This is a genomic window from Spirosoma aureum (assembly GCF_011604685.1).
GTDB classification, from domain to species: domain Bacteria; phylum Bacteroidota; class Bacteroidia; order Cytophagales; family Spirosomataceae; genus Spirosoma; species Spirosoma aureum.
Genome location: NZ_CP050063.1, coordinates 2,981,939 through 2,995,224 on the forward strand (window position 1 = coordinate 2,981,939; position 13,286 = coordinate 2,995,224).

Below are 13,286 nucleotides of genomic sequence, written 5' to 3' on the forward strand. Positions count from 1 at the left end.
TTAAAAACCTCACAAAGGTGTTCTGCCGGAGCTGAAATGAGGTGAGCAGGTGTTATTCATGTTTATTCAAGTGCGTTCACACTGATTAACAATGATTTCTGAAGAAGATACTTGGGTTCGTTGCCGCCGGCTGGTAGAACAGAAAGTTGGGTGGGGCGATAGTGAACACTGGCAGAACCGCGACTTTGAGCAACTTAGCGAGCAGATTCTGGCCGAAACGGGTGTGTCGTTAAGCGTGAGTACACTAAAGCGGCTCTGGGGCCGCATACGCTACGACAGTGTTCCGACACCCACTACCCTCGATACCCTCGCTCGGTTTGTTGGACATGACAGCTGGCGGTCCTTCCGGCAAAAGGACACCGGCAACCAATCCCTGGTTATTCCTGAACCTCAGCAAGAGCCCTTGCCAGAACCAAGAGTGTTGCCTGTCACACCTCGCATCGGACGCTGGCTGACGGCATCGTTGCTGAGTTTACTGCTGGTTATTTGCATCGTATGGGCGTATCGCCAGCGGGATACTACCCTGCGGTATGGCCCGGTATCGTTCGCGAGTCGCCCGGTGGCAAAAGGTGCACCCAACACGGTTATTTTTCAATATGATGCGACCGACTCCAATGCCGACAGCGTTTTTATTCAGCAAAGCTGGGACCCCAGACTCCGTGCCCGTGTCGATAAAACTGGTCATACGTACACCAGTACTTATTATTATCCCGGTTATTATCGGGCTAAATTGGTTCTGAACGATTCGATCGTGCGGGAACACGACGTTTTTGTCGCTTCGGATGGTTGGCTTGGCACTGTCGATCGGGAGCCGATCCCGCTCTATCTTCGGGCAAACACGGTTAAAAAGTCGGGCGAAGTATCGATTACGCAAGCTGATCTACAAACTGTCGGTATATCGCTAACGGGTGATATACCCGAAACAAGCCTGTTTCTGATTGATAGTACGGGGATCGTCGACGGGAGGCATTTTGTGTTTGAAACAGCCGTACGAAGTACATTTAGCCAGGGGAAAGCTGTTTGCCAGCCCGTTAGCATTGCGCTGTTGTGTTCAACGGGGTTCCATCGGATTCCGTTATCAGTACCGGGTTGTGTGGGCGAACTGCGACTGGTGACGGGGAATACGATGGTTAGTGGTCAGACTACCGATTTAACTGGTTTAGGGGTAGATTTCAGCCGTTGGGTGCTTGTTCGATACGAGGTAAATGGGAAAAAGGCTTCCGTATATGTCAACAATCGACTGGTTTATCAGGGCAACGAAAGTGGTGATGTTGGACAGGTCGTCGGACTGCGTTACGGATTTCTGGGAACAGGAACCGTAAAGTTTGCCCGTTTTCAAAATGTAGACCTATAAGGCTCTCAAAACCTTATAGGTCTAGACGAACCTTACAAGTCTAGACGTTTTTCGCTGCATGAAATACCTGCTACTGTATGCACTGACTATTGGCGCTTTTGTTTTTCTGGAAAATCAGTTCTTGCCTGACCCTACACCTGATACCAACTGGGCCGAATATAATGGTGACGGCACCCGTAGTCACTACTCCCCACTTACTCAGATCGCCCCGCAGAATGTCCATCAGCTTCAAGTGGCCTGGACTTATTCATCGGGTGGAGCCGATACGGTGCTGAATCGTACCCAGATGCAATGCAACCCGATTGTTATTGATGGTACATTGTATGGTGTTTCGGCGAATACGCAGGCATTTGCACTGGATGCGGCAACCGGCCAGGAACGCTGGAAGACGAGCATCAGCGATAACGGAGGAACCACGAGCCGGGGTGTGACCTACTGGACCGACGGCACACCGAATGCAGACAATCGCATTTTCTTTGGTGCCGGTAAGTGGCTCTATGCGCTCGATGCCCGTACTGGCAAACCAATTGAATCGTTTGGTGAACAGGGACGGATCGATCTCAAAAAAGGCCTTGAGCGACCCGGCGCTGATAATTATGTACTGTCAAATACACCCAATACAATTTTCAAAAACCTGATAATCGTTGGCGTACGAGTGGCCGAAAGCGAAACTGCCTTACTGGGCGACATCCGGGCTTACGATACACGAACGGGGAAGCTTGTCTGGACATTTCATACGATTCCACAAGCCGGGGAGTTTGGTTATGAAACGTGGTCGCCACGACCAGCCCGGCAGCACATTGGCGGGGCAAATGCCTGGGCCGGGATGGCCATTGACCGTCAGCGGGGAATCGTTTATATACCGACTGGCTCTGCTGCTTATGATTTTTACGGCGGCAACCGGAAGGGAAATAATCTGTTTGCCAACTGCCTGTTGGCTCTGGACGCCAGTACGGGAAAACGGCTCTGGCATTACCAGCTCGTTCATCATGACGTTTGGGACCGCGATCCGCCCGCGCCACCCAACCTGCTCACAATTGTGCAGAATGGCAAGCGCATCGATGCGGTGGCTCAGATCACCAAACAAGGTTATGTTTTCGTGTTTGATCGGGTAACGGGCAAGCTATTGTTTCCAACCAATGAACAGCCCGTTTCTCAGCAGGCTATTGCCGGTGAACAACTGAGTCCAACACAGCCAATTCCGGTAAAGCCGTATTTTTCCCGTCAATCGTTCACCGAAAAAGACTTTAATTCATTCGTGGCTAACCGCGATTCGCTGATTGCTGTGCTGCGAAAAGGGCGCACAGGGAAAGCCTACATTCCGCTCACGCAGGATATGACTGTGTTTTTCCCCGGTACGGATGGGGGTGGCCAATGGGGTGGAGCGGCTACAGATCCGGAAGGGACGCTCTATGTTCCGTCGAAGGAAATTCCGGTCTATACATCGTTAGTGAAACGGGAACAGAATACCAGTGGAAGTGCATTGACCGGAGCAAAATTGTATGGCCTTCGTTGTGCTGCCTGTCATGGAGCCGATCGTCGCGGTAATCACGATGGTTCCTATCCGTCGCTTATTGGCATCGATAAACGACTTTCTGACGGGCAGATCAATCAGCTATTGTTGAAAGGACGCGGTATGATGCCTTCTTTTGTACATCTGCCCGAAGCGGAGCGGAAAGCAATTATCGACTTCCTGGATCAGAAAGCTGTACAATCGACAGTGGCAACGACTCAGCAGACCGACGTTCCATACCAGCACACGGGCTATAACCGGTGGTATGATGCCAATGGATACCCTGTCAGCACACCGCCCTGGGGAACGCTGACCGCTATCGATCTAAATACGGGTGATCGTCGTTGGCAGGTGCCATTGGGTGAATACCCAGAACTAACAAAGCGGGGTGTTCCATTGACCGGCACGGATAATTACGGTGGACCACTGGTTACGGCCAGTAAGCTGCTTTTTATTGCGGCCAGTCGTGATGAACAGTTTCGGGTATTTGATGTAAAGACAGGTAAGCAGTTGTGGCAGGCAAAATTACCCGCAGCTGGTTATGCCTCACCCAGTACGTACTCGATCAAAGGAAAACAGTTTGTAGTTATTGCCTGTGGGGGCGGTAAGTTGAATACGAAGTCTGGTGACAAATATGTAGCCTTTTCGTTGCCGTAGGATGCGGTAAATTATTTTTTTTCGGTAGAAGAAACCTCATTGCACTGAATTTATTGGCTTCTTTGTAGTTCGTACAAAACCGCTCTACTTTTTTCGACTCTATGACACCAGTATCTCGTGTGTGCTTATTTTTGATCAGCCTGCTATTCGAAACGGTATGCCAGGCGCAAACCAGTCCTGCGTTACCCCGTCCTTCTGCCCGCCAGCTTGCCTGGCAACCCCTTGAAACAACAGCCTTTCTGCATTTTACCGTCAACACCTATACCGACAAGGAATGGGGCGATGGCACAGAAAGTCCAAGCATCTTTAATCCAACTAAACTCGATGCCCGGCAGTGGATTAAAGCACTGAAGGATGCGGGTTTCAAGATGGCTATTATCACCGCCAAGCACCACGATGGATTTTGCCTGTGGCCATCGAAAATGACGGAACACTCGGTTAAAAACAGTCCCTGGAAGAATGGGAAAGGGGATGTTGTCAGAGAAGTAGCTGATGCCTGCCGCGAGTTTGGCCTGAAGTTTGGGGTGTATCTTTCACCCTGGGACCGCCATGAGCCACGTTATGGCACCGCTTCATACAACGATTACTATAAAAGCCAGTTGCGCGAATTACTGACGAATTACGGCCCCATTTCGGAGGTCTGGTTTGACGGCGCGAAGGGTGAAAACGCCAAAGACATGACCTATGATTTTGCGGGTTACTGGGCTCTGGTTCGTGAATTACAGCCCAATGCGGTGATGTTTTCAGATGCAGGACCAGATGTTCGGTGGGTTGGTAACGAAGCTGGCAATGCGGGTGAGACCTGCTGGTCGACCATCAATACCGAAGGGCTGGCTCCGGGTAAGGCAGACTCAAAATACCTGAACCGGGGCGATGCAACGGGTAAGCAATGGGTGCCCGCCGAAACCGATGTATCGATACGTCCGGGTTGGTTTTACCATGCTGCTGAAGACGCTAAGGTTCGGTCGGGTAAGAATCTGGTAAGTCTATATTATCAGTCCGTTGGGCGGAACAGCCTCCTGTTGCTTAACGTACCACCCAATCGGGATGGGTTGTTTTCGGAGCCGGATATTGCCAGCCTGCGGGAATTCCGGAGTATTCTGGACGAGACATTCAAAACCAATCTGGTAGCTAAACAGCCTAAGCTGACCGATAAACAATTGAATACCTACTCAACGGTATCGGCTAACCAGCCATTGATTATTGAGCTGGGATCGGAAAAATCATTCGATCGAATGTCGATTCAGGAGAACATCGCCACTGGCCAGCGGGTGGCCAGCGGCCGGGTAGAGTATTGGAATGGCACTGATTGGCAACCCCTTCAGACTTTCACGACTGTAGGGCATAAGCGTCTCCTGCGGTTCCCCGAAGTGAAATCATCGAAACTGCGGCTCTTCATTACCAATGCCAATGGCCCTGTTCAACTGGCCGAGGTTGGTGTATTTAAGGCATCGGCACGGGAATAAAATTGACGGTTTGCATAGGCCCAATAAGCGTGGAGAAAGTAACAGCTCCACATTTATTGGGCCTATGTATTGAAAAAACTACCTTTAAAAATACGTACAGACGGTAACAAATGCCGTTCTTTGAAGTTATTCTTCATTGTTCATTATACATTTCTCAAGCACATCATGCTATATCCTCTTACATTCGAGACCATTTTTAAAGACAAAATCTGGGGTGGACAGAAAATAAATACCATTTTGGGGAAAGACTTTTCGCCACTGCCGAATTGTGGTGAAACCTGGGAAGTTTCTGATGTAGAAGGTAATGTGTCCATTGTAAAAGAAGGCGTTTTGCAGGGCAAATCCCTTCGCGAGTTAGTGGAGCAATACAAAGGTGAGCTGGTCGGTAACCATGTTTACGATACCTACGGCAACCGTTTTCCATTATTGATCAAGTTCATTGACGCGAATGACGACCTTTCGATTCAGGTGCATCCCAATGATGAATTAGCGGCAAAGCGTAAAAGCGGTTTCGGCAAAACCGAGATGTGGTATATCATGCAGGCCGATGAAGGCGCAAAACTCAATTCGGGCTTTAATCAGGAAGTTACAAAAGACGAGTATGTTAAAGCCGTAGCCGACAACACCATTCAGGATATTCTGAACATCGAACCGGCCAAACCGGGCGATGTATTTTTTCTGCCAGCCGGTCGCGTTCACTACATCGGCAAAGGGCTGCTATTAGCCGAGATTCAGCAGACGTCCGATACAACGTACCGGATTTATGATTTCGATCGGGTCGACGCTACGACGGGGCAGAAACGCGAACTCCATACTGAACTGGCAGTAGATGCGATCGATTATCACCATTATGATCATTATAAAACACAATACGAAAAGAAACTGAACGAAAGCGTAAATACCGTAGCGAGTGATTATTTCGTTACGAACGTGCTCAATTTCGATGAAGAGGTAGAGCACGATTATACGCATATCGACTCGTTTGTGATCTTGATCTGTGTCGATGGTTCACTGACTATTGAGACGAAAGGTGGCTACAGTACACCGCTCAAAATGGGTCAGTGTGCACTCATTCCGGCATCCGTCGATATTGTTACGCTCGTTCCCGACGGGTCGATGACGGTTCTGGAAACCTATGTGCCGTAGTTGAAGTGTAAGGTTAGAATCTGGCAGTATATAAAACAGGGGCAGAAACATATTTTGTTTCTGCCCCTGTTTTATATACTGCTGTTTTGGTGAAAAACGTAAATTCAGCTTTTTTTCGCTGCTGCCTCCAGAACAGGCCGTGGGTCAAACAGCACCTTGAACTGCGTAATTTTCTCGTTCTCGACCTGATACCAGCCGGAGCTTAATACCTTAACTCCGGACATATCGATCTCATACCACAGGCAGACGTCCTGTTCGTCTACGAAGACTTTCTGGATGGTATATTTCAGCCGCATTTTTTTCATGTCCTCGATATAGGTATCTCCGCCTTGGCGAGTGCCTAAAACACCCACGAAGGTCAGGTCATCGCTAATTCGTTTACGAGCCTCATCAAAGTTTTCATTGTTGAGTGCTGTTATAAACGCAGATACTACCTCTTTTACGCCTGTTTTACTTGCCATGTTTATAACTTTTTAGTCGATTAAAACACAAAGTTGCAGCACAAGAGTGACAGCCCTATGTCAGTATGATCACCAGATCTACTGTATTAATTGCCTGGCAGGAATTATAAACGCTTACTTTTTTAGATTGTTCTTGAGCAACAGAATACCCGTTCCCGGTTTTCTCCAGCGATTCATTAAGTCCATGTGTTCGGGACCGGTTGGCCGGAAAAATGAGCCGAGTAGAATATCGTCATCGCCATCCTGATCCACGTCGCCAGTCTCCATGACTAGCCAGCGACCCTGTTCTGCATCCGGGAATGTTCGGGGCAAAAAGCGTAGATTTCCCTGATTCTCGAAATACACGAAGCCTTCATTGGGCTGGCGCGAAAAATCAGGGAAATGGGCAATTGTCGCAACGTCGTCGTCGCCATCCTGATCGAAATCCCGCACAAGGATCTGCGTTACACCATACATCGGATAAAACCAGGCCTGTCGAAAGTGAAAGCGGCCGTCGTTCATAAAAATACGGATGCCATGGTAGGGCTTCAGTACGATGGAATAATCGGCATTGTCGCCGTTTGTATAGATCAGGTCCAGATCGCCGTCGTGATCAATGTCTGCCAGAGTAAGGTCACTGGAGCCATAAACGGGCGGAAAACGCAATACCGTTTCTTTCCGGAATTGACCATTTTGCTGATTATAATAAACCGAAACCTGTTCATTGCCCTGGGTCAGCAGAGCAATGATGTCGGGCCACTGGTCATTATTAAGATCCCGAATAATAAGTTGCCGTGCGCCGGGCAGGCTATCAAGTATGTGCTCACGATACCCTTCAGACAGTCGTTCATGCCAGGTTAGCTTGCCTAAATGATTTCCGAACTGGCAGATAACTACATCGTCCAGCCCATCGCGGTTCAGGTCGGCGGGTATAGCCCGAACGGGTCGTTGCAAGCCGCTCAGTAAGGGAGGGGGAACAATACCTGTTTGCGTGAAATGCCGCCATATTCCCATTTGCCGGTCATTTGGGTTTAATACACCTACCGTAAGCAGATCAAAACTACCATCCGATTGTGGATGCAAATCAGTCGCCGGACTGTCCAGGTGGACAGAATCCATCCGGATTAGATTCTGATTGAGGGCATATAGATTAGAGCGTCCATCGCCAACCCATATCCGGTGCGAAATTGAATCAAAGCGAAGAAGCGTTACGAATGCATCGATGGCCTGCTTCGACTGTTGTACCTGGAAGAGCGGCAAACCCACCTGCAAGGGTGTATGAGCGGATTGAGGTGGGAGTTTTACGGGTGCTTCGGATGCATAATAATCCACGATTTTTTGCCAATCGGTGGGGTGGAGCAAGGGCGTATCGGGAAATACCTTTGCTTCCATAAGCCGTGTCAGTTCATCTGCATGACTAATGCGCATGTACTCCGCCATCGAGTTGCCCGATTGCCCCATCCGCAAGGCCATCTGGGGTAATACGCCCCGTTGCCAGGTTATTTTATCGAGCAATGACGGTTCCGGAAACTGGTGACAACTAGCACAGTAGCTCTGACTGAGTTGTTTGCCCGTGAGCTGAGTGGCAACCGGCGGAGCAGCCGGACTGGACGTTTCATTTGACGATGATGACCGGCAGGACGAAAATAACAAGAAGCTATAAAGGATGATGACCGCCAATCGGAGCTGAAACATAGTTTAGCATAAAGGTTACAACTTAATACTAAAGCCCCAGGCAATTAAAGTATACCATATCGCTCTCAGGATTTTAGCTGAGAAGCGTGCCACCGCAGCCGCGGATGGTAGCTACTGATACTTTCGCTGATAACCGTAGCTCGCTTCTCTATTAAAACCCTGGCACTGTTTGGTAGTCATACTGGAAATTATTCGATTAGCATGGCATCCGTTATTTCCCCAAATCCTTAACCAATTTGTTCAGAAGTTTCTGTTGGTGTAAATCATAGATGTATTCCCAGAACATCACACCAGCAAGATGTTTTGACTTGACATAAGCAATTTTTGGCTCGAAAGAGGCTTCGTCTGCGTAGGAAATGAACATGCGAGTGGTTGAGTTCCAGAGGTAGGGCGCTTTGGCGTCGTCGTCCCAATAGCGAGTAAAGCCGTTTTTGCCAATGTATTTGTCCGCCAGTTCGTCGTAACTGATGAAGGAGTGCTTACCCGTTGACGGTTGGTAGAGACCGTTATCTTTTGGGTTAACCTCCGCCCAGCCCCGTCCATAAAACGGAAGACCCAGAACAATTTTGCTGGCCGGAACACCAGCTTTGATGTGCCCATCGACGCCATCAGCTGAGCTGTTGCGCGACTGGTTCCCCTTTTTCGACTGATAGAGATTGCTGTGGTGGCCGGTTACCTTGTCATTTCCATGATAAATGTCATACGTCATGATGTTGACGTAATCCAGGTATTTCTGTGCTTTGCCCAGCTCGGTGTGATTAACGAAAGCGGTATCCACTCCAGTAGCCGTTGTGAGTAGATAGTGATTGGCTCCTGTGCGATTATCCTGCTTTCCAGCTTCGTCTAGGCGTTCACGCAGGGCTTTAAAGAGGAGCGTATAATTCTGTTTGTCGGCTGGTCGGAAGATGTTATTATCGCCAATTTGGTCGGGATATTCCCAATCGATATCGACGCCATCCAATTTGTGTTTTTTCAGTAGGGCCACCGCGCTATTCGCGAATTTCAGACGAGAAGCTTCTGTGAGGGCTGCATCAGAAAAGTACTTACAACCACCCCAGCCCCCGATGGAAATTAAGATTTTCAGGTTTTTATTGTCGGCTTTTAACGTGTTTAGCGCTGCCAGATTTTCGGAATCTTTGGCGCTCAACGGGGCCAGCTCTCCATTCGCGGCCGGAACGGCAAAAGCATAATTGATGTGGGTAAGTTTCTGAGCTTCAATCTGGTTCTTTGTCCAGCCATTTCCACTGATGTAGCCAATAATGACGTAAGGGGAGGCCGGGGCTGACTGCCCGGATGACTGATACGGGTAGTCGATGAAGAAGAATGTAAGGATGATAAGCAAAAGAACGCTAAGTTGATTTTTCATGCATTTAAGTTAAAAGAACATTGTACGAACAAGCGGTAAACGCAAAATAAGGTACTATACCGGTATCAAGTGTATTTTTCGGGAAACAATAACAGGACTTTCGCTTAGAGCCGTGCCACGGTTTGCTTGACATAATTAGTAACCGTGGCACGGCTTTAAGCGAAAGTCCTGAATAAAATAGGATATAGGCTAAAACCCTTTAGAAAAAAAACGAATATTTGGTATAAGAAAAGTAGAAAAGAAGGGTATTGGACCTACCTTGTAGTGTTTATAGTTTAAGAGAGATGCTCTTCGAAAGAATCGTTTGCAAACTGCTTGCGGAGAAGATTTCGTAAATTCCAATAAAACCGGCAAGTGCAGGGTCGGTAAAATGACTTATTGCGCTATCTATATATGCAGGATAATGTCTTCTTTTCCGTCATAGATGCGAAAAAAAATAAGCTGAAGCGTCAGATTATCACGGAATTATATCGTTCTGAGTCGCGCACTATTTCGCAGCTGGCCAATCGGTTGCATACCAGTATTCCATCGACCACATCGCTGATCGATGAATTAAGTCTGGCCCATTGGGTACAGGGAATTGGCACCGGAGCTGCCCAGTATGGGCGAAAACCGTCGCTGTTTGCGCTCGATACCACTCAATTCGTGACCGTAGTAGTCGATATTAATATTCATGATACGAAACTGCTGGTATTTAATCTGGCTAACCAGGTCGTCCATCGTCTGGAGGTAGATTTACGCCTGGATAAATCCCCTGCCTTGCTAAAGATATTGGCCGAACCACTGGACCAATTAGCCCAACGTATCAAAACCGACAAACTTCAGGTAATAGGCGTGGGAGCTGTCTTGCCCGGTTTGGTAAATCCCTGGGAAGCGGTTAACCATACCTATCCGAGCATAAACAGTCCCGATCAGCCGCTGGATCAGCTCCTGCAAACAATATTCAATGCACCGGTTTACCTGATCAATGATACAAAGGCGACCATTTTTGGGGAGCACCGGTTTGGTCTGGCACAGGGTAAAAAACACGTATTGTCCGTCAATATCGACTGGGGTATTGGGTTAGGTGTTATCACCAATGGTGAAATTTTGCAGGGATCAGCAGGATTTGCCGGAGAACTGGGCCATATCCAGATGAAAACAGACGGGGAGCTATGTAGCTGTGGCAAAGTTGGCTGTCTGGAAACGCTCGCATCGGCCTCTTCGCTGATTCGTCGGGCTAAAGAAGGGTTATTGGAAGGGCGGGTATCGCTCCTGTCCGAAATGGATACGAATGCCATTGATATAGAGAGTATTATCGCCAAAGCAAATGCTGGCGATGCATTTTCCATTGATCTGCTTAGCGATGTCGGGAGTGCGTTAGGGAAAGCCTTATCGACCGCCGTACATTTATTCAACCCTGAACTGATTATCGTAAACGGTGTGCTGGCCAAAGCCGAAAAGTCGATTACACGGCCAATTGAGCAAGCAATCGATAAATACTGTTTGCCTAATTATCGGGATAATCTCTCCATTGAACTCTCCAAATTAGGTGAGATGGCCAAGTTTTACGGAACGCAGGCTTATGTTGTTCAGAATTTACTGCAACATGAACTGATACCGTAAAAATAAGTCTTTATAAGCAGTTCTCAGAGGGCATCAGACTTACTGAAGACTGCCTGCTTTTTTCACCTTTTCGCAGCGATGAATCGGAAAAATACGTTGCTTTGGCATTTCGTAAATTATTTCTTGTTCTATGAATTGTCTGCTCGGCGTAGATATCGGCACCACCAACGTTAAAATCCTCGCTGTCACTCCCCACGATTGGAAAATCATTGCTCATACATCGTTGCCGCTAACGACACTGTCGCCCGAGCCGGGCTATGCTGAGCAGGAGCCTGAAGCCATCTGGCAGGCGGTTCGGCAGGGATTGAGTGAAGTGGTTATTGGCGCAAAAAGACAACAGGCTACTATTAAGGCCATTAGTTTTAGCGCCGGAATGCATAGCCTGTTGGCGGTTGACAGTGTAGGCAAACCGTTAACAAACGCGCTGCTGTGGTCCGATAATCGGGCTGAACCACAGGCGACTGAGCTTCACACGACGCAAAAGGACCTGGGTGATTCTATCTACGCCCAAACGGGAACGCCCATTCACCCGATGATTCCGCTTTGCAAACTAGCCTGGTTTCGAGCGAATCAGCCTGACTTATTGAACCAGGCCGCAAAATTTATTTCGCTGAAAGAATACGTCTGGTGGAAGCTGACAGCTCGCTATGATATCGATTATTCGATGGCTACTGCCACTGGATTGTTCGATATGGAAAAGCGAACCTGGTTTCAGCCTGCCCTTGATTTTGCGGGCATCCGGTCTGACCAGCTTTCGGAGCCGCACCCGACTACCTTTGTGGTAGACTATGATCCAGGCAAAGAAGGCGTCATGAAAACGGCATTGCCTGCGGGTGTGCAATTATTTCCTGGAGCATCGGATGGGGTTCTCGCTAATCTTGGATCTGGCTGTATTGAGCCTGGTATCACGACCATTACAATCGGTACGAGCGGTGCGGTACGACAGACGGTTCATAAACCCCAGCGCGATCCGCACGGACGGCTGTTTTGTTATTATCTGGACGAACGGAACGAGACTCCTTATTATGTGGTGGGTGGACCGACAAACAATGGGGCCAATGTACTGCAATGGCTGGCCGAAAAGTTGACGTTGCAGGAAACTGATGAGGTATTAACCGAGGCTGGTACGATTCCGGTGGGTGCGGAGGACTTACTTTTTCTGCCCTATCTGCATGGTGAACGGGCCCCGCTCTGGGATGCCTCTGCGCGGGGAGCCTACCTGAATGTTGATTACAGGCATACACGGGCGCACTTTGTTCGGGCTGCGTTAGAGGGCGTTATGTTCAATCTGTTAAGTATTGAAAAGTTACTGGCAAAGCAAACGGGTCCAACGCGCATGATTTATGCGAATGGTGGCTTCGCCAAATCAACGTTTTGGGTGCAGATGATGGCCGATGTATTTGGGGTGCCCGTACGGCTTAATGCCAGTAACGAAAGCAGTGCAATGGGCGCTGTTTTGTTGATTTCGGACTTGACCACATCGCTCGAAAAACTGGCCGGAGAGGTATCATTCGGTCAGGCATTTGAACCAGATCCAGAATGCCACAAATGGTATCAAACCGTATTTGAACAGTGGGAAAATGCCTTGCAGAAACGGTTATAAATCGTTTTTGGGCCAATCATAAATTTAGTGTTTCCGTTTTGTTAGGGTAAGGCGACTAATCAGGTGCACATAAACCCTTATACACAATGGCACTTCGATTTATTCGCGATCGGGTCGTATTCGATCCAACTCAGGGCCAGATTCAAAATGAACCCCGGACGGTTAGTTTCCCTAGCCAGGTACGCACCGCTCATATTGCCTTAAATGGCTTTGATGTTCGGTACACGGACGGAGACCACCACATTCTGAGGCAAATTGTGGACATTAGCGACCCTCGGATCAATGGTAATGCAGTAAGTTATGACGTAACCCTCTTGCTCAGAGATAGCTCGGGGAATATTGATGACCGTTACCAGGGAACAGTAGATACGCTTATCATTGCTGATACTGTTAATTAAGCTTTGTAAACAGAACGTGGAGTCAGATGTTTAAACACGACTC

Annotated in this window: 10 protein-coding genes; 7 read left to right on the plus strand and 3 right to left on the minus strand. The window is 48.4% G+C overall.

All coding sequences use genetic code 11. The features are described from left to right. The first annotated feature begins 91 nt into the window (after positions 1-91). From G8759_RS11795 to G8759_RS11810, 4 genes are all read left to right on the plus strand, one after another. Positions 92-1,354, plus strand: coding sequence for a hypothetical protein (locus G8759_RS11795; protein ID WP_167208154.1), 1,263 nt, complete (start codon positions 92-94; stop codon positions 1,352-1,354). A 58-nt stretch (positions 1,355-1,412) separates the two neighbouring features. Beyond that, positions 1,413-3,524 (plus strand): outer membrane protein assembly factor BamB family protein, encoded by a 2,112-nt coding sequence (locus tag G8759_RS11800; RefSeq protein ID WP_167208156.1) that lies wholly within the window; start codon positions 1,413-1,415, stop codon positions 3,522-3,524. A 101-nt stretch (positions 3,525-3,625) separates the two neighbouring features. Then, the gene (locus G8759_RS11805; RefSeq protein WP_167208158.1) at positions 3,626-4,990 is read left to right on the plus strand and encodes an alpha-L-fucosidase; all 1,365 of its coding nucleotides are present in this window, start codon (positions 3,626-3,628) and stop codon (positions 4,988-4,990) included. A 165-nt stretch (positions 4,991-5,155) separates the two neighbouring features. After that, positions 5,156-6,136 (plus strand): type I phosphomannose isomerase catalytic subunit, encoded by a 981-nt coding sequence (locus tag G8759_RS11810; protein ID WP_167208160.1) that lies wholly within the window; start codon positions 5,156-5,158, stop codon positions 6,134-6,136. Between the two features lie 104 nt (positions 6,137-6,240). Here G8759_RS11810 and G8759_RS11815 read toward each other — a convergent pair whose 3' ends face one another. The 3 genes from G8759_RS11815 to G8759_RS11825 all read right to left on the minus strand — a co-directional run bounded on the left by G8759_RS11815 (position 6,241) and on the right by G8759_RS11825 (position 9,637). Next, on the minus strand, positions 6,241-6,597 hold the full coding sequence (locus G8759_RS11815; RefSeq protein ID WP_167208162.1) for a nuclear transport factor 2 family protein: 357 nt from the start codon (positions 6,595-6,597) through the stop codon (positions 6,241-6,243). 114 nt (positions 6,598-6,711) lie between these two features. Then, a complete protein-coding gene (locus G8759_RS11820) occupies positions 6,712-8,271 on the minus strand; it encodes an FG-GAP repeat domain-containing protein (RefSeq protein ID WP_167208164.1) in 1,560 nt (519 codons plus the stop codon). A gap of 211 nt (positions 8,272-8,482) precedes the next feature. Beyond that, the gene (locus G8759_RS11825) at positions 8,483-9,637 is read right to left on the minus strand and encodes a glycoside hydrolase family 18 protein (RefSeq protein ID WP_167208166.1); all 1,155 of its coding nucleotides are present in this window, start codon (positions 9,635-9,637) and stop codon (positions 8,483-8,485) included. Positions 9,638-10,030: 393 nt separating this feature from the next. On the opposite strand from G8759_RS11825, the gene G8759_RS11830 reads away from it, so the two are divergent. From G8759_RS11830 to G8759_RS11840, 3 genes are all read left to right on the plus strand, one after another. Continuing rightward, entirely contained in the window at positions 10,031-11,242 is a 1,212-nt protein-coding gene (locus G8759_RS11830; RefSeq protein ID WP_167208168.1) for an ROK family transcriptional regulator, read from the plus strand. A 130-nt stretch (positions 11,243-11,372) separates the two neighbouring features. Next, positions 11,373-12,845 carry a gluconokinase gene (locus tag G8759_RS11835; RefSeq protein WP_167208170.1) on the plus strand — a complete coding sequence of 491 codons (1,473 nt, stop codon included), beginning with the start codon at positions 11,373-11,375 and terminating at the stop codon, positions 12,843-12,845. A gap of 86 nt (positions 12,846-12,931) precedes the next feature. Beyond that, the gene (locus G8759_RS11840; RefSeq protein ID WP_232074215.1) at positions 12,932-13,243 is read left to right on the plus strand and encodes a hypothetical protein; all 312 of its coding nucleotides are present in this window, start codon (positions 12,932-12,934) and stop codon (positions 13,241-13,243) included. Positions 13,244-13,286 lie beyond the last annotated feature (43 nt).

Excerpts from the sequence above, each read along its gene's own strand:
- G8759_RS11795 (WP_167208154.1), top strand. The coding sequence starts at position 92 with ATGATTTCTGAAGAAGATACTTGGGTTCGTTGCCGCCGGCTGGTAGAA.
- G8759_RS11800 (WP_167208156.1), top strand. The coding sequence starts at position 1,413 with ATGAAATACCTGCTACTGTATGCACTGACTATTGGCGCTTTTGTTTTT.
- G8759_RS11805 (WP_167208158.1), top strand. The coding sequence starts at position 3,626 with ATGACACCAGTATCTCGTGTGTGCTTATTTTTGATCAGCCTGCTATTC.
- G8759_RS11810 (WP_167208160.1), top strand. The coding sequence starts at position 5,156 with ATGCTATATCCTCTTACATTCGAGACCATTTTTAAAGACAAAATCTGG.
- G8759_RS11815 (WP_167208162.1), bottom strand. The coding sequence starts at position 6,597 with ATGGCAAGTAAAACAGGCGTAAAAGAGGTAGTATCTGCGTTTATAACA.
- G8759_RS11820 (WP_167208164.1), bottom strand. The coding sequence starts at position 8,271 with ATGTTTCAGCTCCGATTGGCGGTCATCATCCTTTATAGCTTCTTGTTA.
- G8759_RS11825 (WP_167208166.1), bottom strand. The coding sequence starts at position 9,637 with ATGAAAAATCAACTTAGCGTTCTTTTGCTTATCATCCTTACATTCTTC.
- G8759_RS11830 (WP_167208168.1), top strand. The coding sequence starts at position 10,031 with ATGCAGGATAATGTCTTCTTTTCCGTCATAGATGCGAAAAAAAATAAG.
- G8759_RS11835 (WP_167208170.1), top strand. The coding sequence starts at position 11,373 with ATGAATTGTCTGCTCGGCGTAGATATCGGCACCACCAACGTTAAAATC.
- G8759_RS11840 (WP_232074215.1), top strand. The coding sequence starts at position 12,932 with ATGGCACTTCGATTTATTCGCGATCGGGTCGTATTCGATCCAACTCAG.